This window comes from Rhizobium sp. UFLA01-1127 (genome assembly GCF_059803845.1).
This window is the reverse complement of the sequence record NZ_JAUQTZ010000017.1, coordinates 23,057-47,724: the sequence shown is the minus strand read 5'-3', so window position 1 is coordinate 47,724 and position 24,668 is coordinate 23,057. Positions and strand designations below refer to the sequence as shown.

Annotated in this window: 27 protein-coding genes; 10 read left to right on the top strand and 17 right to left on the bottom strand. The window is 60.7% G+C overall.

Translation table 11 applies throughout. The annotated features are described in order from the left end of the window. The 3 genes from Q4Q11_RS06565 (at nucleotide 1) to Q4Q11_RS06555 (ending at nucleotide 2,624) form a co-directional block, all read left to right on the top strand. Complete coding sequence (locus Q4Q11_RS06565; RefSeq protein WP_498568977.1) at nucleotides 1-765, top strand: hydroxypyruvate isomerase family protein; 765 nt, start codon at nucleotides 1-3, stop codon at nucleotides 763-765. A 99-nt stretch (nucleotides 766-864) separates the two neighbouring features. Further along, nucleotides 865-1,851: a D-erythronate dehydrogenase gene (gene denD / locus Q4Q11_RS06560; protein ID WP_498568976.1), complete on the top strand. Its 987-nt coding sequence runs from the start codon at nucleotides 865-867 to the stop codon at nucleotides 1,849-1,851. After that, nucleotides 1,848-2,624: an SDR family oxidoreductase gene (locus Q4Q11_RS06555; protein ID WP_498568975.1), complete on the top strand. Its 777-nt coding sequence runs from the start codon at nucleotides 1,848-1,850 to the stop codon at nucleotides 2,622-2,624. The genes denD and Q4Q11_RS06555 overlap by 4 nt, the downstream gene beginning before the upstream one ends. Before the next feature lie 57 nt (nucleotides 2,625-2,681). On the opposite strand, the gene Q4Q11_RS06550 is transcribed toward Q4Q11_RS06555, so the two are convergent. Continuing rightward, complete coding sequence (locus Q4Q11_RS06550; protein WP_113214606.1) at nucleotides 2,682-3,644, bottom strand: trypsin-like peptidase domain-containing protein; 963 nt, start codon at nucleotides 3,642-3,644, stop codon at nucleotides 2,682-2,684. Between the two features lie 315 nt (nucleotides 3,645-3,959). Here Q4Q11_RS06550 and Q4Q11_RS06545 point away from each other — a divergent pair, with 315 nt between their 5' ends. Then, nucleotides 3,960-4,592 carry a lysozyme inhibitor LprI family protein gene (locus Q4Q11_RS06545; protein ID WP_498568974.1) on the top strand — a complete coding sequence of 211 codons (633 nt, stop codon included), beginning with the start codon at nucleotides 3,960-3,962 and terminating at the stop codon, nucleotides 4,590-4,592. Nucleotides 4,593-4,738: 146 nt separating this feature from the next. On the opposite strand, the gene Q4Q11_RS06540 is transcribed toward Q4Q11_RS06545, so the two are convergent. Continuing rightward, nucleotides 4,739-4,987, bottom strand: coding sequence for a hypothetical protein (locus Q4Q11_RS06540; protein ID WP_112512710.1), 249 nt, complete (start codon nucleotides 4,985-4,987; stop codon nucleotides 4,739-4,741). Nucleotides 4,988-5,142: 155 nt separating this feature from the next. After that, nucleotides 5,143-5,538: a RidA family protein gene (locus tag Q4Q11_RS06535; RefSeq protein WP_112512711.1), complete on the bottom strand. Its 396-nt coding sequence runs from the start codon at nucleotides 5,536-5,538 to the stop codon at nucleotides 5,143-5,145. A 258-nt stretch (nucleotides 5,539-5,796) separates the two neighbouring features. Here Q4Q11_RS06535 and Q4Q11_RS06530 point away from each other — a divergent pair, with 258 nt between their 5' ends. Together Q4Q11_RS06530 and ligD are read left to right on the top strand one after the other, a co-directional pair. Beyond that, complete coding sequence (locus tag Q4Q11_RS06530; protein ID WP_498568973.1) at nucleotides 5,797-6,591, top strand: SDR family NAD(P)-dependent oxidoreductase; 795 nt, start codon at nucleotides 5,797-5,799, stop codon at nucleotides 6,589-6,591. A 92-nt stretch (nucleotides 6,592-6,683) separates the two neighbouring features. Then, on the top strand, nucleotides 6,684-7,571 hold the full coding sequence (gene ligD / locus Q4Q11_RS06525) for a non-homologous end-joining DNA ligase (RefSeq protein ID WP_498568972.1): 888 nt from the start codon (nucleotides 6,684-6,686) through the stop codon (nucleotides 7,569-7,571). Nucleotides 7,572-7,611: 40 nt separating this feature from the next. Here the strand turns inward: ligD and Q4Q11_RS06520 are convergent, their stop codons facing one another. The 5 genes from Q4Q11_RS06520 to Q4Q11_RS06500 form a co-directional block, all read right to left on the bottom strand. Continuing rightward, nucleotides 7,612-8,178: a methyltransferase family protein gene (locus tag Q4Q11_RS06520; protein WP_113214603.1), complete on the bottom strand. Its 567-nt coding sequence runs from the start codon at nucleotides 8,176-8,178 to the stop codon at nucleotides 7,612-7,614. 3 nt (nucleotides 8,179-8,181) lie between these two features. Further along, entirely contained in the window at nucleotides 8,182-8,931 is a 750-nt protein-coding gene (locus tag Q4Q11_RS06515) for a glutathione S-transferase (protein WP_498568971.1), read from the bottom strand. 251 nt (nucleotides 8,932-9,182) lie between these two features. After that, complete coding sequence (locus tag Q4Q11_RS06510) at nucleotides 9,183-9,503, bottom strand: plasmid stabilization protein (RefSeq protein ID WP_112512714.1); 321 nt, start codon at nucleotides 9,501-9,503, stop codon at nucleotides 9,183-9,185. 39 nt (nucleotides 9,504-9,542) lie between these two features. Next, nucleotides 9,543-9,737: a hypothetical protein gene (locus tag Q4Q11_RS06505; protein WP_112512715.1), complete on the bottom strand. Its 195-nt coding sequence runs from the start codon at nucleotides 9,735-9,737 to the stop codon at nucleotides 9,543-9,545. Between the two features lie 272 nt (nucleotides 9,738-10,009). Then, entirely contained in the window at nucleotides 10,010-10,279 is a 270-nt protein-coding gene (locus tag Q4Q11_RS06500) for a DUF2934 domain-containing protein (protein ID WP_112512716.1), read from the bottom strand. Between the two features lie 43 nt (nucleotides 10,280-10,322). Between Q4Q11_RS06500 and Q4Q11_RS06495 the strand changes: the two genes are divergently transcribed. The 4 genes from Q4Q11_RS06495 to Q4Q11_RS06480 all read left to right on the top strand — a co-directional run bounded on the left by Q4Q11_RS06495 (nucleotide 10,323) and on the right by Q4Q11_RS06480 (nucleotide 13,956). Further along, nucleotides 10,323-10,628: a hypothetical protein gene (locus tag Q4Q11_RS06495; RefSeq protein ID WP_498568970.1), complete on the top strand. Its 306-nt coding sequence runs from the start codon at nucleotides 10,323-10,325 to the stop codon at nucleotides 10,626-10,628. Next, a complete protein-coding gene (locus Q4Q11_RS06490) occupies nucleotides 10,625-12,088 on the top strand; it encodes a phospholipase D-like domain-containing protein (protein WP_498568969.1) in 1,464 nt (487 codons plus the stop codon). Before Q4Q11_RS06495 ends, Q4Q11_RS06490 begins: the two co-directional genes overlap by 4 nt. Nucleotides 12,089-12,211: 123 nt before the next feature. Next, nucleotides 12,212-13,054 (top strand): endonuclease/exonuclease/phosphatase family protein, encoded by an 843-nt coding sequence (locus tag Q4Q11_RS06485; protein WP_498568968.1) that lies wholly within the window; start codon nucleotides 12,212-12,214, stop codon nucleotides 13,052-13,054. Nucleotides 13,055-13,158: 104 nt separating this feature from the next. Next, the gene (locus Q4Q11_RS06480; RefSeq protein WP_498568967.1) at nucleotides 13,159-13,956 is read left to right on the top strand and encodes an NAD-dependent epimerase/dehydratase family protein; all 798 of its coding nucleotides are present in this window, start codon (nucleotides 13,159-13,161) and stop codon (nucleotides 13,954-13,956) included. 3 nt (nucleotides 13,957-13,959) lie between these two features. Here the strand turns inward: Q4Q11_RS06480 and Q4Q11_RS06475 are convergent, their stop codons facing one another. The 9 genes from Q4Q11_RS06475 to kdpB all read right to left on the bottom strand — a co-directional run bounded on the left by Q4Q11_RS06475 (nucleotide 13,960) and on the right by kdpB (nucleotide 24,655). Then, on the bottom strand, nucleotides 13,960-15,006 hold the full coding sequence (locus Q4Q11_RS06475; RefSeq protein ID WP_112512721.1) for a sulfate/molybdate ABC transporter ATP-binding protein: 1,047 nt from the start codon (nucleotides 15,004-15,006) through the stop codon (nucleotides 13,960-13,962). 11 nt (nucleotides 15,007-15,017) lie between these two features. After that, nucleotides 15,018-15,890 carry a sulfate ABC transporter permease subunit CysW gene (gene cysW, locus Q4Q11_RS06470; protein ID WP_112512722.1) on the bottom strand — a complete coding sequence of 291 codons (873 nt, stop codon included), beginning with the start codon at nucleotides 15,888-15,890 and terminating at the stop codon, nucleotides 15,018-15,020. Next, the gene (cysT, locus tag Q4Q11_RS06465; RefSeq protein ID WP_498568966.1) at nucleotides 15,880-16,737 is read right to left on the bottom strand and encodes a sulfate ABC transporter permease subunit CysT; all 858 of its coding nucleotides are present in this window, start codon (nucleotides 16,735-16,737) and stop codon (nucleotides 15,880-15,882) included. Before cysT ends, cysW begins: the two co-directional genes overlap by 11 nt. 6 nt (nucleotides 16,738-16,743) lie before the next feature. After that, nucleotides 16,744-17,772 (bottom strand): sulfate ABC transporter substrate-binding protein, encoded by a 1,029-nt coding sequence (locus Q4Q11_RS06460; RefSeq protein WP_112512724.1) that lies wholly within the window; start codon nucleotides 17,770-17,772, stop codon nucleotides 16,744-16,746. Nucleotides 17,773-17,932: 160 nt separating this feature from the next. After that, a complete protein-coding gene (locus Q4Q11_RS06455; RefSeq protein WP_498568965.1) occupies nucleotides 17,933-18,388 on the bottom strand; it encodes a PTS sugar transporter subunit IIA in 456 nt (151 codons plus the stop codon). Nucleotides 18,389-18,490: 102 nt separating this feature from the next. Continuing rightward, nucleotides 18,491-19,183 carry a response regulator transcription factor gene (locus Q4Q11_RS06450; protein WP_112512726.1) on the bottom strand — a complete coding sequence of 231 codons (693 nt, stop codon included), beginning with the start codon at nucleotides 19,181-19,183 and terminating at the stop codon, nucleotides 18,491-18,493. Beyond that, nucleotides 19,180-21,891, bottom strand: coding sequence for a DUF4118 domain-containing protein (locus Q4Q11_RS06445; protein WP_498568964.1), 2,712 nt, complete (start codon nucleotides 21,889-21,891; stop codon nucleotides 19,180-19,182). The genes Q4Q11_RS06450 and Q4Q11_RS06445 overlap by 4 nt, the downstream gene beginning before the upstream one ends. A gap of 58 nt (nucleotides 21,892-21,949) precedes the next feature. After that, nucleotides 21,950-22,555: a K(+)-transporting ATPase subunit C gene (locus Q4Q11_RS06440; protein WP_112512728.1), complete on the bottom strand. Its 606-nt coding sequence runs from the start codon at nucleotides 22,553-22,555 to the stop codon at nucleotides 21,950-21,952. A gap of 12 nt (nucleotides 22,556-22,567) precedes the next feature. Next, on the bottom strand, nucleotides 22,568-24,655 hold the full coding sequence (gene kdpB / locus Q4Q11_RS06435) for a potassium-transporting ATPase subunit KdpB (RefSeq protein WP_112512729.1): 2,088 nt from the start codon (nucleotides 24,653-24,655) through the stop codon (nucleotides 22,568-22,570). Nucleotides 24,656-24,668 lie beyond the last annotated feature (13 nt).

Genomic DNA, 24,668 nt, shown 5'->3' with positions numbered 1-24,668 from the left:
ATGACGCGCTTTTCCGCCAATCTGGGATTCCTGTGGCAGGAGCTTTCCCTTCCCGACGCCATCCGCGCTGCCAAAGCCGCCGGCTTCGATGCGGTGGAGTGCCACTACCCCTATGACACACCCGCCGAAGCCGTACGCCAGGCGCTGGAGGAAACTGGCCTTCCCATACTCGGCCTCAATACCGCTCGCGGCAATGTCGCGGCAGGCGACAACGGGCTTGCCGCCATTCCGGGCCGTGAGGACGAAGCGCGTGGCCTCATCGATCAGGCGATCGATTACGCGGCCATCATCGGCGCGCAAAATGTGCATGTGATGGCCGGCAAGGCGACAGGCGACGGGGCCCAGGCCACCTTCATCGCCAATCTGCGTTATGCCTGCGAACGCGCCGACAAGGTGGGGGCGACCATCTTGATCGAGCCGCTCAACTATCGCGATGCGCCAGGCTACTTCCTGCAGACGGCTGATCAGGCGCTCGACATCATGGCTGTGGTCGGTGCCGATAATCTCAAGCTGATGTTCGACTGCTATCACATCCAGATCATGCAGGGCGACCTGACGCGCAGGCTGCAGGATCATATGGCGAAAATCGGCCATATTCAGATTGCCGCCGTTCCGGACCGACGCGAACCGGACCACGGGGAGATCGATTACCGCCACATTCTGCAGCTTCTGGAAAAGCTTGGATATGACCGGCCGATCGGCGCGGAATACCGGCCGGCCACCACGACGGAAGCCGAGCTAGCCTGGCTGCAAGCATTCAAATGAGAGAACGGCCGGCATCCAGGATGTCGGGCGGCCTTTAAAGAGATTCACTCGGGAAATCTCCCGAACACTGATGTCAGCCTATTGGGAGGGAAATCCGATATGCATGTTTTGATCCTGGGCGCTGCCGGCATGGTTGGCCGCAAGCTCGTCAACCGCATTGCCGCCCAGCCGAAGGTACTCGGCAAGGCGATCGATCGCCTGACGCTGGTCGATGCCTTCCAGCCGCCGGTGCCGGAAGCGCTTCAATCCGTATCAAAAGCTCTAACGATGGATCTTGCGAGCCCTGGTGTTGCGGAGAAGCTCATCGAAGATCGCCCGGATATGATCTTCCATCTCGCCGCCATCGTCTCCGGCGAAGCAGAGGCCGATTTCGACAAGGGTTACTCCGTCAATCTCGATGGCACGCGAGCGCTCTTCGAAGCCATTCGCCAGCAGGGCCTGAAATCCGCCTACGCTCCGCGCGTCATCTTCGCTTCTTCCATCGCCGTGTTCGGCACCCCCTTCCCCGAGGTCATCGGCGACGAATTCCTGACCGCGCCGCTGACGAGCTACGGCACCCAAAAGGCAATTGCCGAACTCCTGCTCGCCGATTACTCGCGTCGCGGTATTTTCGATGGCATCGGCATCCGGCTGCCAACCATCTGCGTCCGGCCTGGTGCTCCGAACAAAGCCGCTTCCGGTTTCTTCTCCAACATCCTGCGCGAGCCGCTTGTCGGCAGGCAAGCCATTCTGCCAGTCAGCGACACCGTGCGGCACTGGTTTGCAAGCCCGCGCGCAGCGGTCGGGTTCTTTGTGCACGCCGCAACGCTTGATACGGCGAAGGTCGGGCCACGGCGCAATCTCACCATGCCCGGGCTTTCGGCGCTCGTTTCCGATGAGATCGATGCCTTGCGCCGTGTCGGCGGCGACAAAGCCGTTGCCCTCATCCGCCGCGAGCCGGATCCGGTCATCGAACGCATCGTTTCCGGCTGGGCGACACAGTTCGACGCCAAGCGCGCGAGCGATCTCGGCTTCAAGGCAGAACAGAGCTTTGACGAAATCCTGCAAGCGCATATTGAAGACGAGCTGGGCGGGAGGGTCGCATGACGGAGGCGTCATTCAACATAGAGAACGCAATCGCGCTGGTGACCGGCGGCGGCACGGGCATCGGCCGAGCGATTGCCAAGGCGCTCGGTTCGGAAGGCTTCAAGGTCGTCATCTCGGGACGCAGGGCGGACATTCTCGAAAAGGCGACTCGCGAGCTTTCGGAGGAGACCGGCGCGGAATTTCTTGCGATTGCAGCCGATGTCAGCGACCCCACATCGGTCCGAAGCCTTTTCGATGCCATTGATAGTCGCTATGGTCGCCTCGACCTTTTGGTCAACAATGCCGGCATGGGCCTACCAGCCGTACCGATGGAAGAGCTGAGCTTCGAGCAATGGAACGCCATTCTCGGCGCGAACCTGACCGGTGCCTTCCTGTGCACGCAGCAGGCCTTCCGTCTGATGAAAGCACAGGTGCCGCAAGGCGGTCGCATCATCAACAACGGCTCGATCTCCGCAACAACGCCGCGCCCGCATTCCGCACCCTATACGGCCACAAAACACGCGATCACCGGCCTGACTAAATCGACGGCGCTTGATGGCCGTCCCTTCGATATCGCCTGCGGCCAGATCGATATCGGCAATGCCGCCACCGACATGACGGCAAGGATGAGTGGCGGTATATTGCAGGCAAACGGCGAGACCGCAGCCGAGCCGACGATCTCGGCAGAACACGTCGCCCGCGCTGTCGTCTACATGGCAACCCTGCCGCTCGACGCCAACGTTCTTTCCATGACCGTCATGGCGACGAAGATGCCGCTTGTCGGCAGAGGATAAAGAAGAACGGCAGCGCCGCGAGTGCGATGCCGCCGTCTTTATGGTCTGGACTATTCGTTAGATTGCGGGCCGCGCCGAAGGCTTGACCTGCCTTCGTTCGATCAGGCCGCCGACGCTGAAGATCAACACCTCGATTTCGGTGCCGATCTTGTCGCCGTCCAGTAGCCGGACCACATCGTCTATGCCGGATACGGCTTGTCCATCGATAGCAAGCAGATAGTCCCCCTCCTGCAGGCCGCCTTTTTCGGCTGGACTATCCTTCTCGACACGACGCAGACGCACGGCCGTCGAATGTGTGACGCCAGCTTCGAGCGCGATGCGCCGATGCAGCTCGACCGTATCGGCGGCGATGCCGATATAGGCGCGCCGCACATGGCCGAAACGCAGGATTTCGGACACCACATGCTTGGCGGTGTTGGAAGCGACCGAAAACGCGATGCTCTGCGCGCCCTGGATGACGGCGGTATTGACGCCGATCACTTCGCCGGCCGAAGAGACCAGCGGACCGCCGGAATTGCCGGGATTGAGGGCGGCATCGGTCTGGATGATGTCCTCCATCAGCCGCCCGCTCGCCGCGCGCATGGAGCGGCCCAGCGCCGAGACGATGCCGGCGGTGACGGTCCATTCGAAGCCAAGGGGATTGCCGATGGCAATCGCGATATGGCCCCGCTTCAGCGATTTGGAATCTCCAAGTCTGGCCCAATTGCCCGGCCAGTCGTTGGCACGGATGAGCGCAAGGTCGGTATCCGGATCGCGCCCCAGTACCCTGCCCTCGACGGTTGCCCCTTCCGGGGTCTTGATGCGCACGGCCCTGGCGTCATCGACGACGTGATTGTTGGTGACGACCAGGCCGTCGGGCGAAATGGCAAAGCCCGAACCGTGTCCGGCCCGACCGCCCAACCGCTCGATGCGGCTGACGGCAGGCCCGACGAGATCGACGGCACTCGATACCGATTGCGAATAGGCATCCAGCAGCCCGGCATCGGATGACGGCTGGATGTCACGATCAATGAAGCCCATGAAAACTCCCCCGACGCGGACGCGTCGCATAGAGGAACGGCAGCAACTGTTGGGAAGCAGGAGGCTGTCGGTTCGACAGGTTGAAGTGTGACTATTCAAATGAGATGTCACACTATCGAGTTCAAGAGCCAACCGAACGCGCGCAGATAACCTGCCTTGCGGCGATGAAATCAGCTCTTGTCCTGCTGCCGCAGCCGCTCGAGCTCCCTGCCCCGGAAGCGGAAGGCTGAATAATTTGGCCGCACAGCCGACATGGCCTTTACGAAGCGGCGACCGGCGATAATTAGCTCGGATGTTGGAGACTGGAGGGTTCCCATGAGAATTTCGAGATCCGCCTCGGCGATGGTTATCGTCAGCCTTTTTGCCGTGCCCGTCGATGCTGCGGGGATCGATTGCGCGAAGCCTGGCTCGACAGGCGACCATATGATTTGCCAGGACAAATCGCTGCTCGCTCGAGACGCGATGGTGAGCGATCTTTATGCTGCCGCGCTGAAGCGCGACGACGCGAACAAGATCCGGGAACGGCAACGGCGCTGGATGACGACAGTGCAGTCCTGCAGCGATACGGCATGCATCCGGCAGGCTTATGATGACCGGATCGGCGCTCTCATGATGACCAAGGGCGGACGAAGCGCATCGACGGATTTCCAGTCGAACAGCGCGGACGGCAATGAGGGTCACCTTGCGATCTTCGGTCCAGTCGACGGTCTTCTCGCAGTTTCGCTCTCCTCGACCTTTGTCGGCCCGCGTGGGGCCGAAGCCGGCGATGTCAATGCCGATGGCATCGACGGTGTCGTTCCACTGACGAAGGAACATGCCGAGCTTTCCAGAGACGCGTGCAAGATCGGCCTCGATCGCCTCAGCGCAAAGACCTGGCGTGTATCGCAGGCGGGCATGTGCAATCTCGCCGATGGTGTGACCCTGCAAGGCACCTACCGTCGGCAATGATATAGTTCCGCTCCCGAACGGGGAACGAAAGCATGGCAACCGCCATCAGCGCGAACCGGATATGGCCAGCTCCTGGCCATGGCCGGAACAAAGTACCCCGGCGGCCAGCGGCACCGGGGCGTTTGCTCAAAGCTGGAATTCAGCGATCAGCCGCCGACGGCATCGGCGGTGCACTTCTTGACGAAGCTTGTCTTGGCGGCACCTGCGAGCTTCTTTGCGGCGGCCTGAGCGTCGCATGAACTTGCCGCATCCTTTGCGCACTTGTTGCTAAAACTGGTCAATGCAGCTCCCGCCAGCTTCTTGTCGGCAGCCTGTGCCTTGCATGTGGCCTCGGCCGCCATCGCACCGGTGGCGAGGCAGGTTGAAAAAATCGCAAGTCCGAGCAGTCTGATCATCGAAATCCTCCAGGACAAACCGCGGCAAAATGCCGAGGTAACCGGAGTCTAACCGAACGTCTGCCACAGTAAAGGCTTCCTCGATCGCCGGGGAAGCAGAAATATCCCCTGTGAAGGCAGCGTCGCTCAACTCGAGCAGACTTACCGCGAGGCGCTCAGTCGAGCGGCTTATAGGCGACGACGTCCATCTCGATCTTCACATCCACCATCATCGGCGATTGAACGGTCGAGCGCGCCGGCGGGTGATCGATGAAATGCTTCTCGAACACGGCGTTGAAGCTCGAAAAATCGCGCGCATCATCAAGCCAGACATTGACCTTCACCACATGCTCAAGCGTGCAATCGGCAAGGGCAAGAACATCCCTGATGTTGGCGATGACCTGCTCGGTCTGCGCGACGATATTGCCGGTCACGATTTCGCCGCCGATGGTCGGTACCTGGCCCGAGACATAGACGAAATCTCCGGCCCTCACGGCTTTCGCGAAAGGACGGCGCTGGCCGCCGGCCTGATCATCGGCGACATCGAAACGGATCAGCTTGTTCTTGCTCATGATAGATTCGGTCTCTCTTTGTTGTGGAAAGCTGCGGTCGCCATCGCTTCATCGTGACGAAGCCAGGCGCCCGACTCCTCTGGCACCTTCATTAGCTGCGACAAAGCCACCGCGCCAGATCGTTTCACCTCATTTGTTCACGGGATCGGCACTGAGCGTCCTCTTGTCGGCCTTATCGTGATTGCCTTTCCGGCCCCGAGCCTGATAAGACGGGGCATATTTCGTCATATGATTGGCTGACGTTCAGGAGGAGTCGTCATGGCAGAACTCGCGCAATCGCTTGCGTCCATTCGCATTCCCGACCTTGCCGGCAAAAGGGTGCTGATAACAGGCGCTTCGACCGGCATCGGTGCGGCCGTCGCACGCGCCTTTGCCGCGCAAAGCATGAAGATCGGCCTGCACTTCAATGCGAGCCGCGAGCCGGCGGAACGGCTGGCGACCGAAATCAAGGCCGGTGGCGGGGCAGTCCATCTTATACAGGGCGACGTCTCGCAGGATGGCGAGACCGAACGCGTCGTCAAGGACGCCGCTGACGCCTTGGGTGGCCTCGACGGCCTGGTCAACAATGCCGGCGGCATGCTGGGCCGGCTTCCAACCGCCGAAATGACGGATGAGCATTACGAGCGGGTGATGAACCTCAACGCCCGCTCCGTGCTTGCCGCGACCCGTGCCGCTCATCCTCATCTCAAGAAGCAGGGCGGTTTCGTCATCAACACCACCTCGATCGCCGCACGCAATGGCGGCGGCAATGGCGCGATCCTCTATGCGGCTTCCAAGGGCTTCGTCTCGACGATTACCCATGGCCACGCCAAGGAATTCGTCAACGACAAGATCCGCGTCAATGCGGTAGCGCCCGGGGTCATCGCAACGCCGTTCCACGAACGCTATACCAATGATGAACAGATGGAACTGCAGCGCAAGACGATCCCCATGGGCTTCGTCGGCACGCCGGAAGATTGCGTCGGTGCCTATCTGTTTCTCGCTTCTCCGACACTATCGGGCTACATTACAGGCCAGATCATCGAGGTCAATGGCGGCCAGCTCATGCCGTGAGAATACGGTTGTTTGTCGCTTTATGTGCCGGGCAATGCTAGTCTTTCCCGACACGAAGACCCCTCACGCCGCAGAAAATGGAGCGCATGCGGATGGCAAAGACGCCCATTCAGGACGGCATCAAGACGTCAGTGGAGTTGACCCATCCCGAGCGGATCTATTGGCCCGATGACGGGATAACCAAGCAGGACCTTCTCGATTACTACGACTTGGCCTGGCGGCGCATGGCACCCTTCGTCGCCAACCGTCCCCTGGCGCTCCTGCGCTGCCCCGACGGTATCGGCGGGCCGCGGTTTTTCCAGAAACATGCCTGGAAGGGGATCGATCGGCACATCGTGGAAATTGCCGATCCTGAAGACAAGGATGCCGCCAAGCTGCTGAAGATCGAGGATTTCGATGGTCTGGCCGCTCTCGTCCAGTCGGCGGCACTCGAAATTCATCCCTGGGGCACGACGACAGATCATTGGGAAAAACCCGACATGATCATCATGGACCTCGATCCCGGCGAGGACGTCGCCTGGGGCAAGGTCGTGACCGCAGCGAAAGAGATTGGCGAACGTTTCTCCGCTCTGGGATTGACCTCCTTCGTCAAGACATCCGGCGGCAAGGGCCTGCATGTCGTCGCATCCGTCGAGCCACTGGCGACCTGGCCGCACATCAAGGACGCCGCCGAGGCGATTGCCCATGCCATGAGCGCCGACAGTCCGCAGACATTTTTGTCGGTTGCAAGCAAGGTGAAGCGGGCGGGCCATATCTTCGTCGATTATCTGCGCAACGGTCGCGGCAATACCGCCGTGGCGCCTTATTCGGCCCGCGCGAGAAAGGGGGCTGCGGTTTCGATGCCGATCAGTTGGAAGGAGCTGGATGACGGGATCGGGCCTGCCTCCTTCACGCTCAAGAATGCCGCCTCACGCCTCGACCAATCCAGCTCCGATCCCTGGGCCGATTTCTTCAAGGCAGCAGCGCCGCTCAAAGCCTAACGATCTCGTCCGAAATCCCCGGACACTTTTCGGCAACATTCTAAACCAGAAACGGCACCAATGCCGGCGTGCTCGCCCTATAGTCGGCATAGGCCGAACCGAAGGTTTCGCTCATCCAACTCTCTTCTATGGATACCCGACGCAGCACGGCATAAAGGACGGCGACGATCGCAAGGAAGGCCGCGATATCGCCGCGCGCGATTGCCGAGCCGATAATGGCGAGCATCAGGCCGGAATAGATCGGGTGCCGGACGAGCGCATAGGGGCCGGAGCGGACGAGCGCATGGTCCTCCTTGAGGGTAATCACCCCACTCCAGTTGCGTCCGATGTGATAGCGAGCCCAGACCGCGAACAGGAGGCCGATAAAGGTCAGGACCGCACCGATCAGATAGGAGGTGAGGTCCTGCGGGATGATGCGAAACCGCAAAGGTCCCAGCCAGGATGGATTGACCACAAGCAGGAAGGCGCCGATCCAGATCGGCGCGGTATTGCCGAGCCGCGACAGCGGATCTTCCTGCCGCACGCTCTTCTTGACGCCGAACGAAGCGAAAAGCCAGATCAGCAACCAGACGATCCAGCATGCAGGAATGAATTGATAGAGGAGCATCGCTTACGCCACATCCTTATCCAGTTCCGGATAGTGCCGGAAAATGCCGTTCTCGTTGAAGGGAATGCGGCGATCGGATTGAAGATAGCGAGCAATGTTGGGCCGTTTCATGACAGCGGCGTGCAATGCGGCAAGATGTGGGTAGCGGCGGTCCAGATGGGCGGTCGCGCGCGGAAATGCATAGCGCAGCCCCTCATAGACCTGGAAAAGAGAAAGATCGACATAGGTCATTCCACCACCGAAGACATGCGATGGCCCCAGTGGGTTCCGCTCCATGACGCTTTCGAAATAGCCGAGAAACTTCGGGATGCGGTTTTCGATGAATTCGGCGGCGCGGGCTTTGGCCTCTTGTTTCTGATCCGCGTAGTATTTCGACGTGGCAATGGGGTGGTGCGTATCGTGTACCTCTGCGACAAGATCGGTAATCGTCAATTGCAGACCGTTCAGCACATGGCGCTGTCCTTCGTCTTGGGGTGCCAGCCCGAGTGCCGGCCCGAGATACATCAGGATATTCGCCACATGCGGAATGATCAGATCGCCATCTTTCAGAAACGGCGGAGCAAAGGGTAGATCGAACCGGGAATTGCCATCCATGATGGCGAACATGGCGGGTATCCCTTGCCCCTTGCTGGCCCCCTTGCTGGCAGGGCCACGGCAGACATCGACGTAGTCGGCACCAGCCTCCTCCAGCGCCAGCCGGACAAATTCGCCGCGCCCCTGGATGCTATCCCAATAATAGAGCTCATAGGCCATTCGATTTTCCCTCCCGAGAATTGAGAACGGCCAGCCGCAGCGATCGACCTGACGCCTGACGCGGTACCTTCTCATCGCTTTCAAAGCCGACCGCCATCGCAGATCGAGCCTACAATTTAGCGTCGGCATCGCGGAAAATAAGGGGGCAATCGGCGATTACGGGCCGACGCGCCGGAAACTATATCAGCTCGATCGCCATCGCCGCGAAAGATCCCATGGTTGTATTGGGATGGGAGGACATCCCATTCCTGTCACGGCTGGGAATGTGCATTACGCTCGTGGCGTTTGCGGGTTGCGGCCGCCTTCTTCGCGGATGCGGAACGCTCGGAGGCGGGCCGATCCGCGGAAGCACGTCCGCCGATCCTGCCCCCTTTTTTAGAGGCTTCATGAGTCTCGGCATGGCCGCGGCCCGAGCCGGATTTCTTGCCGCCGCCGCTTTCCTTATTCACGGTCGCCCAAGCGCGCCGCTCCGCCTCGTCACCAGAAACGCCGCGGTCCTCATAGCCTTCCTCAATATGCTCGGCCTTGCGCTTCTGCTTGTCCGTATAGGCGGACTTGTCTCCTCGAGACATGATCTTTCTCCTTGGCTGGGGAGAAAGACCAACACGTCATCACGGAAAAGGTTCCGATATGCGAGCGGGAGCATTGCGATTGATTGGAAGAACCCGGAGACGGCGGTCATGCGGCTCGGCGGCACCTTGCTTGGCCGAAGCCGGGAAAAAGACGCCGACCGAACGGTCGATGATCAGGATGAGGACCAGGGCCGCCAGAAGATAGAGCGCAGCAAGAACGAGAAGAGATATCATCGCATCGCATCCAGGCCGCGGGCGAAACAAGGGAAGCAGCACGATGCGACGATCGTCGCAACAGTCATTTCCAGATCATCGGTATCACTGCGACACATTGCTGAACTCCCTTGGCAATCCGTAGCATCGATGTGTGACAACTATTTCGCGGATGAGAGCCAAATTACCGAAATGATTGCGAATATTTCTCCGGCGCCTGTCGTGAAAAAAAGGCGGCCCGATGTTGCCATCGAGCCGCCCTCGTCTCCGCCGCACTCCTGGAACCGACTGCCCTACGTCTTTGCGGCTGTGGTCTTCTTCGACGCTTTCCTAACGGGTTTGGTTACCGTCTTGTCGACAACAGGCGCTGCAGCGACCGCCACTTTGCGCTTCGCCTTGGGCTTGATGTCGACCCCGCCACCGTTTGCGACGCTTTCCTCAAGCGCGATGCGTTCGCCGCTCGCCCGCGCCCAGTGCTCGACATCGCGTCCTGTGGGATATCCCTCCTCCTCCCATATGGCGTATGCGCGCTTCTTGATCCATTCGTCTCGAGATTCCAACATCTGCCGTCCTCCGTTCGCATCGTTGAACAATGTTTGATGAGCAATGCCCGTTCTTGAAATGCGGGCTTTCACGCCTCCCCCGAGCTACCAAGACGCCATGACTTTAGATGCCAGGCTCGTTTCCTCGATCTCGGCTCTCGAACCGCAGTGGCGCTTCAAACAAAAGACAAGTTACCGTGGGGAAACGGTAGCGAAGCAGCCGAAGCACCCTAAGTATGAAGCGGGCACGAACAGGGTTCAATTAAAAATATCTAAAGTAATGAGTTTTCGCACCGCTATTCATGGCATCCCGGTGATCGCGAGCCGGCTCATTGCAGCTTTTGCGGGCAAGGATATACTTGCGTCATGATCGACCTCGGGGCCGCCCATTGGGGCCAAATTCTCGCCGTCCTGTCCATCGCGATGGGGGCCGCTGCTGCAATCCATGCAGCCATGACCAAGGAGGACGTCCGCGCAGCGATCGGCTGGGTCGGTGTCATCGTCCTGTCGCCCATCATCGGGGCCTTGCTCTATGCCGTCGCCGGTATCAATCGTATCCGCCGGGCCTCCCTCACCTCACAGCGCGACGCGCTCTTCCGCAAGGATGCGAATGGTGAGCTCGCCGGTTTCGATGCCGACGACGGTGAGGTGCGGCGGCTTTTCGGCGATCGCTTCGGTTCGATGAAGACGCTCGGAGACCGTGTGGTCCGCTACACGATGAGCACCGGCAATACCATCGAGATGCTGACGAACGGCGATGTCGCCTATGCCGCGATGAAAGCCGCTATCGACGGCGCCGAGCGCAGCATCCTGATGGAGACCTATATCTTCGATCGCGACCCGATCGGCCTTCGCATCGCCGATTGTCTGATTGCCGCCGCCAAACGCGGTGTCAGCGTGCGCGTGCTGATCGATGCCGTCGGCGCGCGTTATTCCGTGCCGAGCATCATGGGCTATCTGAGCGAAGGCGGCGTGCAGGTCGACGTGTTCAACGGCAACGTCATCATCGGCCTCAGATTGCCCTATGCCAATCTGCGCACGCACCGCAAGATCCTCAGCATCGACGGGCGGGTGGCCTTTACCGGCGGCATGAACATACGCCAGGGCTTCACCCGCGAGTTCGCGCATGAGCATAGCGCCCGCGATATGCATTTTTGCGTGACGGGACCGGCGGTTGCCGATCTCTTCAATACGGCAGCCGAGGATTGGCAATTTACCACGGGCGAAGTGCTGAGCGGCGAGGAATGGCGGATTGCCGCTCCCGCCAACGACCCCGGAGCGCCCGTCTTCATGCGGGTCGTCGCCTCCGGCCCGGACCGCAGCGTCGAGACCAATCACAAGATGCTGATCGGGGCGCTTTCGGTGGCGCATAAATCCATCCGCATCATGTCGCCCTACTTCCTGCCGGATCGGGAGCTGATCAGCGCGCTTGTGACCGCCGCCCGGCGCGGCGTCGAGGTCGATATCGTCGTGCCGACTGCCAACAATCTCGTGCTCGTCGACCGGGCGATGACGGCGCAATTCGACCAGATGCTGAAGAATTATTGCCGCATCTGGCGCTCCGAAGGCGCATTCAACCATTCGAAGCTTTTGGCCATCGACGGCATCTGGGCCTATGTCGGCTCTTCCAATCTCGATCCACGCTCGCTGCGGCTCAATTTCGAAGTGGATCTCGAGGTTCTCGACCGCGGCTTTGCCGGCATGATCGACGCCCATATCGGCTCGATCCTGGAAACGGCGCATCCTGTCGATCTTGAAAAACTTAGAGCGCGGCCCTTTGTCGTGCGACTTATCGAGAAGGTGCTCTGGCTTGGTTCGCCCTATCTCTGACGGCCGCGGCGAGAGATTATCTGCCGTTGTCGCAGCCTTTTTACATGACAAAGCCGACGATCGCTTCTTATACTCTTATGCGTGCACCCGACATGGTCTGATCAAGGAACGGTCGACGGATAGATGCGAAAGAAGAAAGAAAGTCTCCGTGCGAGCATTCTGGAAAGTCTGAAGAACCGAAACAAGTCGCGAGCCAGGCAGGCGGCCGGCAAGTCGGATCGGCCCGAAGGCACTTTGATCGCCTCCTACAATGTCCACAAATGCGTCGGTGCCGACCGCCGCTTCGATCCGGAACGGACCAGCCGCGTCATTCATGAAATCGATGCCGATGTCATCGGTCTGCAGGAAGCCGACACCCGCTTCGGGGAGCGCACGGGCATCCTCGACCTGCGCCGGCTCGAACGCGAAACCGGGCTTATCCCGGTGCCGATCACCGGCGTCACCAAGGCGCATGGCTGGCATGGAAATGTCGTTCTTTTCAAGCAGGGTACGGTCCGCGACGTCCATCAGATCAATCTGCCCGGGCTCGAGCCGCGCGGCGCCTTGATCGCAGAACTGGAGCTGGCTCGCGGCGGAAGCCTCAGGATCATTGCCGCACATCTTGGTCTGCTGCACCGCTCGCGCGCCCAGCAGACTCGCCTGATCGTCGATCTCATGAACGACGGCGGCGAGACGCCGACGATCCTCCTTGGCGATCTCAACGAATGGCGCCTGGGTGACCGCTCGTCTCTCAATACTTTCCAGAACGCTTTTGGACCCTTGCCTCCCGCCGTCCCCAGCTTTCCGTCGACGCTGCCGCTTCTGGCGCTCGATCGCATCATGGCAAACCGGCGCGGCATGATTTCCGTAGTCGAAGTGCATGATTCGCCGCTCGCGCGGGTCGCTTCCGATCATTTGCCTATCAAGGCCGTGGTCAGTCTCGAAGCGCTCGACGCCGATATCAGGGTGCATTCGCAGACTGCATAAGCCTTATCGACGCGGTTCATGCCGATCCCGCTGATATATATGATGACTGCCGGAAAACCATCTTATAGTCTGCCGGCCGAAATGACTGATCCGGGAGACAATCCATGCTGAAAACTCTGCTGCTGACCGGCGCCGCCGGCGGCGTCGGCCAGGCGCTCAGGCCGCTTCTGTCGCAAATCGCCGAAAACGTCGTACTGTCCGATCTTGCGCCGATCAGCGATCTGCGTCCGAACGAGCGTTTCGTGGCCTGCGATCTCGCCGACCGCGGCGGCGTCGAGGCGATGGTCAAGGGTGTCGACGGCATCATCCACCTCGGCGGCATCTCGGTGGAGAAGCCATTCGATCTGATCCTGCAAGGCAATATCGTCGGCCTCTACAATCTTTATGAAGCGGCGCGAGCCGTCGGCAAGCCGCGCATCGTCTTTGCAAGCTCCAACCACACGATCGGCTTCTATCGCCGGGATGAGCGGATCGACAACAAGGTGCCGACACGGCCGGATTCGCTCTACGGCGTATCGAAAGTGTTCGGCGAAGCAGTTGCCAGCCTCTACTTCGACAAGTTCGGCCAGGAAACGCTTTCGGTGCGCATCGGCTCTTGCTTTCCCGAGCCGCGCAACACACGCATGCTCGCTACCTGGTTCAGCGTCAGGGATTTCCTCTCCCTTTGCGGCTGCGCTTTCGACGCACCAAGGCTCGGCCACACCATCGTCTATGGTGCCTCCGACAATGACGAGCAATGGTGGGATAATGGCAACGCCGCCTTTCTCGGCTGGAAACCGCAGGATAACGCCGCTCGCTGGCGGGCGGAGATCCTGTCGAGAACGCCTCCGGAGGATCCGAACGATCCGACGGTCATCTACCAGGGTGGCGGCTTCGCCTCGGCAGCCCATCCGGAGGATTGATCGTCAGGCTCCGTTGCGGAACAGCGTCCAGCGTGTCGGCCTGAAGGCGATACGGTTGCGGTCGAGCGCGTCGGCCTTGTTCGGCGGCAATTCGATCTCGATGCCTTCGTGTCCGGCGCCAATATTGATCTCGAGATGGCGGGTGCCCGCGACGCGGCGGCTGGCGACCAGCAGGCCGGCGATAGAGCCGGCATCGCCGTCGCGAAGCTCGATGTCATGCGGCCGGAAATAAAGATATGCCTCGCCATCCGGCTCGTGCGGCGTGCTGAGGCCCAAAGGCTTGTCGTCGAACCAGATCTCGCCGCTGGCAATGCGCACTTTGACGCGGTTGGACTGGCCGATGAAGCCATAGACGAAAGGTGAGTTCGGCGTGTCGTAGATCTCGTCCGGCGTGCCGACCTGCTCGATCGCCCCCTTGTTGAGCACGACGACGCGGTCGGCAAGTTCAAGCGCCTCTTCCTGATCATGGGTGACGAAAACCGTGGTGTGGCCGGTGCGGTCATGGATCTCGCGCAGCCACTTGCGCAAATCCTTGCGCACCTGCGCGTCGAGCGCGCCGAAAGGCTCATCGAGAAGCAGGACATTCGGCTCGACCGCCATGGCGCGCGCCAGCGCCACACGCTGTCGCTGACCGCCGGAAAGCTGAGCCGGATAACGTTTTTCCAACCCGTTCAACTGCACAAGCTCCAAAAGTTCCAGCGCACGCCGGCGAATTTCGCCGCGCGGCGGACGACGCGACGCCGAGCGGACTTTCAGGCCGAAGGAGATATTGTCGAGCACCGTCATGTGCCGGAACAGCGCGTAATGCTGAAACACGAAGCCGATATTGCGCTGCTGCACGGTCTTCAGCGAAGCATCATCCTCGCCGAAAAAAATCCTGCCTTCCGTCGGCGTTTCCAGGCCGGCGATCAGGCGCAGCAGCGTCGTCTTGCCGGAGCCGGACGGGCCGAGAAGCGCAATCAGTTCACTCGAGCGGATGTCCAGGGAGACATCGTGCAGAGCGGGGAATCGACCGAATTCCTTGCGCAGGTTTTGAACGCGAACTTCCATCAAGAATTCCTTCAATGACGCCGGCTGGCTGCAATCTCTTCGCTGTAGCGCATTTCCAGCAGCGTCTTCAGTATCAATGTGACAAGGGCAAGCAGGGCAAGCAACGTGGCGACGGCAAAGGCCCCGGCGTACTTGTAATCGTTATAAAGGATCTCGACCTGCAACGGCATGGTGTTGGTTTCGCCGCGGATGTGGCCCGAGACGACCGAAACGGCGCCGAACTCGCCCATGGCGCGGGCATTGCAGAGCAATACGCCGTAAAGCAGCCCCCATTTGATGTTCGGCAACGTGACATGCCAGAAGGTCTGCCAGCCATTCGCCCCGAGGGAGAGTGCTGCCTCTTCGTCCGCGTTGCCCTGCTCCTGCATCAGCGGGATCAGTTCGCGCGCGACGAAGGGAAAGGTGACGAACATCGTCGCCAATACCAGGCCCGGAACCGCAAACAGCATCTGTATGCCGTGGCTCTGCAGCCAGGGGCCAAGCGTACTGTTGGAATTGAACAACAGCACAAAGACCAGGCCCGATATGACCGGCGACACCGAGAACGGCAGATCTATCAGGGTTGTCAGGAGAGCCTTGCCCTTGAATTCGAACTTGGCGATCGCCCAGGCGGCGGCAACGCCGCAGACAAGATTCAACGGCACGCTGATGCCGGCAACGATCAGGGTCAACCGGATCGCCGCAAAGGTTTCCTCGTCGATCAGGGCTTCGAAGAAAGTCTCGATCCCTTTGCGGAAAGCCTCGACGAAAACGGCAGCCAGAGGCAAAAGCACCATCAGCGTCAGAAAGGTTAGCGAGATCAATATGAAAATGATACGCGCTGCCCGGCTTTCCGTGATAACCGAGTGGCCTGTTTCGGCCGATGCAGAAAGATCATGCGCCATCGCCATATCTCCTTCTGCTCCACGACTGGATAAGGTTGATGATCAAAAGCATGGTGAAGGAAATGAACAGCATCACCGTCGCGATCGCCGTTGCCGCGGCATAATTATATTCCTCCAGTCGAATGACGATGAGCAGCGGCGCGATTTCCGAGACGTAAGGCTTGTTGCCGGCAATGAAGATGACCGATCCGTATTCACCGGCCGCACGCGCAAATGCCAGCGCGAAACCGGTCAGCGCGGCAGGCGCCAATCCCGGCAGCAGCACGCGGGTTATCGTCTGAAACCGCGATGCCCCAAGCGTCGCGGCCGCCTCCTCGACCTCACGGTCGATTTCCTCCATGACGGGCTGCGCAGTGCGCACCACGAACGGCAAGCCGACGAAAATCAGCGCAATGACGATGCCGACCGGAGTAAAGGCGATCTTGATGCCGAGCGGCGTCAGGAACTGGCCGATCCAGCCGTTCGGCGCATAGAGCGTGGTCAGCGCAATGCCCGCGACTGCCGTCGGCAGCGCGAACGGCAGATCGACCATCGCATCGACAATGCGCTTGCCTGGAAAGCGATAGCGCACGAGCACCCAGGCGAGGATAAGCCCAAGCACGGCGTTGACGAGCGCGGCGATGAAAGCCCCGCCGAAACTCATGCGCAGCGCAAAAAGCGTGCGCACGTCAAGCGTCAGGGTCCAGAATTTCTCCCAGCCGAGAGCGCTGCTCTTCCACAGCAATCCCGACAGCGGAATGAGAACGATGAAGATGAGCCAAGCCAAGGTAACGCAGAGCGCCAATCCGAAGCCCGGAATGACGCTCGGCTGCCGTAACCGCCACCGTTTGCGGGTTATAGAATGCATTCAGTCTTATTGTCCCGGCTTGTAGATCTGATCGAAAATGCCGCCATCGCCGAAGAATTTCGGCTGAGCCTGGGACCATCCGCCGAAATCGTCGATGGTTGCCAGCTTCAGGGATGGGAAGCGGGCGACATCCTTGGGATCCGCCGCTTCCGGCTTGATCGGCCGGTAGTAGTGCCTGGCGGCGATCTTCTGGCCTTCATCCGAGTAGAGATAATTCAGATAGGCTTCCGCAACCTTGCGCGTGCCTTTGGCATCGACATTGCCATCGACGACGGCAACCGGAGGATCGGCGCGGACGGAAACCGAAGGCGTCACGATCTCGAATTTGTCGGGACCGAGCTCATCGAGCGAAAGGTAGGCTTCGTTTTCCCAGGCAAGGAGAACATCGCCGAGACCACGCTGCACGAAAGTCGTCGTCGCACCGCGCGCACCGGCATCGAGCACCGGCACATGCTTCAGAAGCTGCGCCACATAGTCCTGCGCCTTGGCATCGTCGCCGCCATTGGCCTGCTTGGCCCAGGCCCAGGCTGCGAGAATGTTCCAGCGGGCGCCGCCCGAGGTCTTCGGGTTCGGCGTGACGACCTCGACGCCGTCCTTGATCAGGTCGGGCCAATCCTTGATGCCTTTCGGATTGCCCTTGCGCACGAGGAACACGATAGTCGAGGTATAGGGAACGGAATTGTTCGGGAACTTGGTCTTCCAATCAGCCGGGATCTTGTGCGTCGCCTTGGCGATCGCATCGATATCGCCTTCGAGCGCCAGCGTCACGACATCGGCGTCGAGACCATCGATGACCGAGCGGGCCTGCGCGCCGGAGCCGCCATGCGACGCCTTGATATTGATGGTTTCACCCGTGTCCTTCTTCCACTTGGCGGCAAAAGCCGTGTTGAAATCCTTGTAGAGTTCGCGCGTCGGATCATAGGAAACATTGAGAAGCGTCTTGTCCGCCGCCCAGGTCGGCGCGACGGCTGCGATCGAAAAACTGCCGATCAGAACCGCGGTGGCGAGAAGCCGGGAAAGCTTTATCGTCTGCATGGATGCACCCCCTTCGTTTGTCCCTAAACCCTATCAACTTGGTCGTATAAAGTAACGAAGACAGTTCCCGTTTTAGGGAACTCCGGAGAACAGCATCCCATAGAATCGGGAAAAATGGAATCACATTCCGGAAAGACAATCAGCGCGCGATGGCGACGCGTCAGTCAATAGCGCCGGACATGAACACGGAGTAGAGTTCGTCGGCGCTTTTTGACTGCCGCATCGCCGTGAGAACGCCGTCTGCGCGCAAGCGCCGCGCGATCGCGGCAAGTACATTCAGATAATCGCTCCGGCCGCCCTCCCCGAAGAGCAGGACGAATGCCCATTCCGTCGGCACATCGTCGATGGCCTCGAAATCGACCGCATGCGCAAAATGCACCATCAATCCTCGCGGCCGCGTCATGTCGGCGACAGCGGCGTGCGGAACGGCAACGCCGTTGCCGATTCCGGTCGTGCCCAGTCTTTCGCGTGTCTCCAGCGCCCGCAGAACCGTTCCCTCATCCAGGCCGAAACAAGCGGCAGCCTTCGATGACAGCATCTGCAGCGCCCGCCATTTGGTCGGAGCCGAGACGCCGACAAAAACATGTTCGGGAAGGATGATGGCGGAAAGATCCATGATTGCGCTCAGGGCCGAGTAGTTGTTTGTTCTGAAATGTTGCTCATCACCATGGGCCGAGCCGGTATCATCCCGATCCCACGGTTCGAAATCCCGGCGGTCTCAATCCGGTTCGCGCAGCCTGTAGCCCACGCCCGTCTCGGTGGTGATATATTGCGGCCGATCGGGAACCTCCTCGATCTTCTGCCGGAGCTGGCGGACATAGACACGCAGATACTGAACATCGGCAGCCGGCCCCCAGATCTGCTTCAGCAGAAACTGGTGCGTCAGCACCTTGCCGGCATGCTGGGCGAGCACCCGCAGGATATCGTATTCCTTCGGCGACAGCTTGATCTCCTTGCCCTCGACCTTGACGATGCGCTTGACCAGGTCGATGGAGAGGCCGCCTGTCTGAAAGATCGCCTTCTCGCCCTGCTGCTGCAGGCGATGGCGCAGCGCCACGCGGATGCGGGCGGCAAGTTCGTTGACGCCGAAAGGTTTGGTGACGTAATCGTCCGCACCGCTTTCGAGCGCCTTGACGATGCCGGCCTCATCCGTGCGACTGGACAGGATGACGACCGGGATATGCACCCCATCCTCGCGCCATTCCAACAGCAGATCCTGGCCCGATTTGTCCGGCAGACCGAGATCGAGCACGATCAGATCCGGTTGATCCTCGTCCACCGATGCCTGAGCTGACGCGGCATTTTGCGCCTCATTGACGACATAGCCCTGGGCGCCGAGGCCGACACGCAGCAGCTTGCGGATCGGCGGCTCATCATCGACGACGAGAATCTTGACGGCAGTGGTGTTCATTTCAGTTCATCCAGCTTCGGGACATCCGTTGGCTTCGGCAGGCGAATGGTGAAGACCCCTCCCTGCCGATCCGTTCTGTTGCCGGCAGCAATCGCGCCACCCATCGCCTCGATGAAGCCGCGACAGATGGAAAGGCCAAGGCCGGTGCCGGCACGCACCTGATCCCCCTTTCGCACGCGGTAGAACGTATCGAAGACGCGCTCCAGGTCGGAGGGCGGAATGCCAGGCCCCTCGTCCATGACCCTGAAGATGATATTGTCGATGTCGGCCCAGGCTTCCAGGCGGATGGCCGAGCCTTCCGGCGCATATTTTGCGGCATTGTCGAGCAGGTTGAACAGCACCTGCTCGAACAGAACCGGATCGACTTTCACCATCGGCAGATCGACGGGCATCTGCACATCGACACGGTGACGCGCCAGAATCTTTTCGGCCCGCCGCAACGCGCTGCCGACGATATCGCCGGCATAGTGCAAGGCATAGTTCGGTTCCATTGCGCCGGATTCGATCTTGGTCATGTCGAGCAGGTTGGCGATGAAACGGTTGAGGCGCTCGGATTCGTCGATGACGGTCGACAGGAGATCGACGCGATCCTCGTGCGGCAGCGATTCCAGATAATCGCGCAGCGTTCCCGCAGCACCAAGGATAGCCGCAAGCGGCGTCTTCAAATCGTGCGAAATGGACGTCAGCAGCGCGGAACGCAGCCGATCGGCCTCGACGGCCAGTTTCGCGCGGTCGACATCGGCGACCAGCTGCACCCGTTCGATGGCAAGGGCCGCCTGATCGGCAAGAGCATCCAGCAGCCGCTGCTGCTCCGGCGTCAGAAGCGGACCGTCACGGCGATCGCTGTCGAGACCGATGACGCCGACGGCGGTGCGGCCGGTGCGCAGCGGGACATAGAGGCGCTTGGCGCCCGGCAGAGTATCGGCGCCACGGCCGGCGGCATGATTGTGCTCCCAGGCCCAGCGCGCCGCCGCGATATCGGCATCGTCGAGCGTGTCGTCAGGTGGATAGCCCGCCTTGACGGCGATGGTTCCATGTTCGGGAAGAAGCAGCACGACGCGCAGCTTCAGCATCGAAGCCAGCTGAAAGGCCGTTGCCCACAGCACATCGTCGAGTGTGCCGGTGCCGGCAAGCTTCTTCGAAAACAGGTAAAGGTCCTCGGTCGTTCGTGCACGCTGCCTTGCCGCCGCGGCCTGCCGCTGGACGGTTGCTGTCAGGTTGCTCGCAATGATCGCGACGCCGAGGAAGAAGAAGAAGGCGAGCACGCTTTCCGGATCGCTGATCGTCAGCGTGTAGCGCGGCGGCAGGAAGAAGAAATTGAAGGCAAGCGCACCGAGGATACAGGAATAGAGTGCCGGGCGAAGCCCCTGTGTGACCGCACTCGCCAGCACCGCCATCAGAAAGACGAGCGCCAGGTTGCGGACATCCAGCACCTGATCGAGAATGACGCAAAAGCCGAGCGCAATGGCAACATAAAGCGTTGCCAGCATATAGCCGCGAAGCTGGAAGGGTGGCGACGAAGGCGCCATTTTGACGCCGCGCCGGGCGGCGTCGCCATCCGCTTCGCTGCCGGAAATGACATGGACGCTGATATCGCCGGCTCGGCGGATGAGATCATAGGAAACCGAACGGCGCGACCAATCGCGCCAGGAGCCGATTTTCGGCGAACCGATGACGATATGGGTCACATTGTTGCTGGCCGAATGGCGAAGCAGTTCCTCCGCCACCTCGCGGCCCGGGAGGGTAATGGCTTCGCCGCCAAGCTGTTCGGCAAGTCTGAGCGTTGCGGCGACCGTATCTCGCTGCGCCTCCGTCAGGCTGATCGAGCGATTGGTTTCGACATAGACGGCGGCCCAAGGTGCGCGCAGGCGCGATGCCATGCGCGCGGCATAGCGCACAAGCGAAGCCGAACGCGGATGATGATCGATGGAGACGAGCACGCGCTCTCCGGCTGCCCATGGCCCCTGAATCGCATGGGCCTGCATATGGGTCAGGAGCTGGTCGTCAACGCGCTGGGCCGTACGTCTCAGCGCCAGCTCGCGCAGTGCCGTCAGGTTGCCGGGCGTGAAATAGTTTGTCAGCGCCCGCTCGGCCGTCTTCGACACATAAACCTTGCCGTCATGCAGCCGCTTGATGAGGTCGTCCGGCGTCAAGTCGATGATCTCGACATCATCGGCCATGTCGATAATGGAGTCCGGCACGGTCTCGCGCACGCGAATGCGGGTGATCTGCGAGACCACGTCGTTCAGGCTTTCGACATGCTGGATATTCAGCGTCGTATAGACGTCGATGCCGCGTTCGAGAAGCTCCTTGACATCGAGATAGCGCTTTGGATGCCGGCTGCCATGCGCATTGGTATGGGCAAGTTCATCGACAAGCACCAGTTCGGGCCGCCGTTTCAGGATAGCATCGAGATCCATTTCCTCGAGTGCCCTGCCCTTATAGTCAACCTTGACGCGCGGAACGATCTCGAATCCTTCGAGCAGGGCCTGCGTCTCGCGACGGCCGTGGGTTTCGACGACGCCGACCACGACATCGACGCCGTCGGCGAACTTCGCTCTGCCCGACATCAGCATCTCGTAGGTCTTGCCGACACCCGGTGCAGCGCCCAGAAAGACCTTCAGCCGTCCGCGTGTCTCGGCCCGCGCCTTTTCGAGAAGCGCATCGGGCGAAGGCCTGCTCAGCATGTCGCGGCTGTCATCTGCCATTCCGGGTCGTCTTTCCTGATAAGCCTGAGACGGCGCTAACCGTCTCAAGCTCTTCAACTTATTGAGTCATAGAAGCATCGAGTGCCTGGTTCAATGCCAGCACATTGATGACGGGTTCACCGAGAATGCCGAGCTTGCGCGGCTCTATGGCTGCCGCGACGAGCGACTTGACCTTCGCCTCATCCATATTGCGGGCCTTGGCAACACGCGGCGCCTGGAAATAGGCATCCTCAGGCGAGATGTGCGGATCGAGACCACTGCCCGATGTCGTGACCATATCGATCGGAACCGGGCTATTGGGGTTCTGCGCCTGCAGCGTAGCAGTGTCGCCCTTGATGCGGGTCATCAGGGCCGAACTGGTCGGGCCGAGATTGGAGGCGCCGGAATTGGCCGCATTATAAGGTGCGGCAATCGATTTGGTCGGGTCGTTCGGGTCCGTCGTGGTCGTCGCCGACGGGCGGCCATGGAAATACCGGTCGCTGGTGAAGTTCTGACCGATGAGGCTGGAACCGATCACCTTGCCGTCCTTTTCCACCAGGCTGCCATTGGCCTGATGGGGGAAGAGCGCCTGGGCGACGCCCGTCATGGCAAGCGGGTAGGCAAGGCCGGTCAGGACGGTCGTGGCGACGATCATGACGATGGCGGGTCTGATTTGCTTCAGCATGAGAGAAACTCCTTAGGCGAGGCCAATCGCGGTGATCGCCATATCGATGGCCTTGATGCCGATGAAGGGAACGATGATGCCGCCGAGGCCGTAGATCAAAAGATTGCGACTGAGCAGCGCGCCGGCGCCGATCGGGCGATAGCGAACACCCTTCAGCGACAGCGGGATCAGCGCGACGATGATGAGCGCGTTGAAGATGATCGCCGAGAGAATGGCGCTTTGCGGCGTCGCAAGGCCCATGACGTTCAGCATCTTCAGCTGCGGGTAGAAGGCGATGAACATGGCCGGGATGATGGCGAAGTACTTCGCGATGTCGTTGGCAATCGAGAAGGTCGTCAGCGCGCCGCGCGTCATCAGCAGCTGCTTGCCGATTTCGACGATCTCGATGAGCTTCGTCGGATCGCTGTCGAGGTCGACCATGTTGCCGGCCTCGCGGGCAGCGACCGTACCGGTGTTCATGGCGACGCCGACATCGGCTTGCGCAAGTGCCGGCGCGTCGTTGGTGCCGTCGCCGCACATGGCGACCAGCTTTCCCTGCGCCTGCTCCTGGCGCATCAGGGCCAGTTTCATCTCCGGCGTCGCCTGGGCGAGGAAGTCGTCGACGCCGGCCTCGGCGGCAATGGCCGCTGCCGTCAACGGATTGTCGCCGGTGATCATCACGGTGCGGATACCCATACGGCGCAGTTCCGCAAAGCGCTCGCGAATGCCGCCCTTGACGATGTCTTTCAGATGGATGACGCCAAGCAAGCGGCCATCACGGGCAACGGCAAGCGGCGTGCCGCCGGCCTTGGCGATCTCGTCGGCGATCACCTGCAGTTCGCGCAGCATTTCGCTCGATGTGCGGGACATGACGGCCGTGCCTTCGTGGCTGCCATTGGCTGCGCCTTCGACATAGGCGACCACTGCATCGACGGCGCCCTTGCGGATCGAGGAGCCTTCGAGATCGACGCCGCTCATTCGCGTCTGTGCGGTAAAGGGAACGAAGGTTGCCTTCAGGCTCGTCATGTCACGGCCGCGGATTGCATATTTCTCCTTGGCGAGCACGACGATCGAGCGTCCCTCAGGCGTCTCGTCGGCAAGCGAGGCAAGCTGTGCGGCATCGGCGAGATCCTGTTCGCTGACGCCCCGAACCGGACGGAACGCGGTCGCCTGACGGTTGCCGAGCGTGATCGTGCCCGTCTTGTCGAGGAGCAGCGTATCGACGTCGCCGGCGGCCTCGACGGCGCGGCCGGACATGGCAAGCACGTTGAAGCGCACAAGTCGGTCCATGCCGGCGATGCCGATGGCCGACAGCAATGCGCCGATCGTGGTCGGGATCAAGGTAACGAAGAGCGCAACGAGCACGACCGTCTGGATCGAACCGCCGGCATAGGCGGCAAAGCTCGGGATGGTGACGGTCGCGAGCACGAAGATCAGCGTCATGCCGGCAAGCAGGATGTTGAGCGCGATTTCGTTCGGCGTCTTCTGCCGTTCGGCACCTTCGACCAGCGCGATCATGCGGTCGATGAAAGTCGAGCCGGCTGCCGCCGTGATGCGCACCCGGATCTCATCCGACAAAACCTGCGTACCGCCTGTCACGGCCGAGCGGTCGCCGCCCGATTCACGGATGACAGGTGCGGATTCACCGGTGATGGCGGCCTCATTGACGGATGCCACGCCTTCGATGACTTCGCCATCGGACGGAATGATATCGCCGGCTTCCACCAGAACGACATCACCGACCTTGAGGCTGGTGCCGGGCACCATCTTGTAATCGGTACGGCTGTTGCCGACGAGCAGCTTCGCCTGGGTTTCGGTGCGCGACTTGCGCAGCGAATCCGCCTGCGCCTTGCCGCGGCCTTCGGCAACGGCTTCGGCGAAGTTTGCAAACAGTACCGTGAACCACAGCCAGATGTTGATCTGCAGCGAAAAGCCGAGATTGCCGCCGCCCGTAATGAGGTCGCGGAGGAAAAGGACGGTCGTCAGCATCGAAACGACGGCGACCACGAACATGACGGGGTTCTTGGCGAGCGTGCGCGGGTTCAGTTTCTTGAACGAAGCGCCGATCGCCGGAACGAGGATGCGAGAATCCAGAATACTCGCTGATTTTAACTGGCTCATAAGAGGCTCCAGC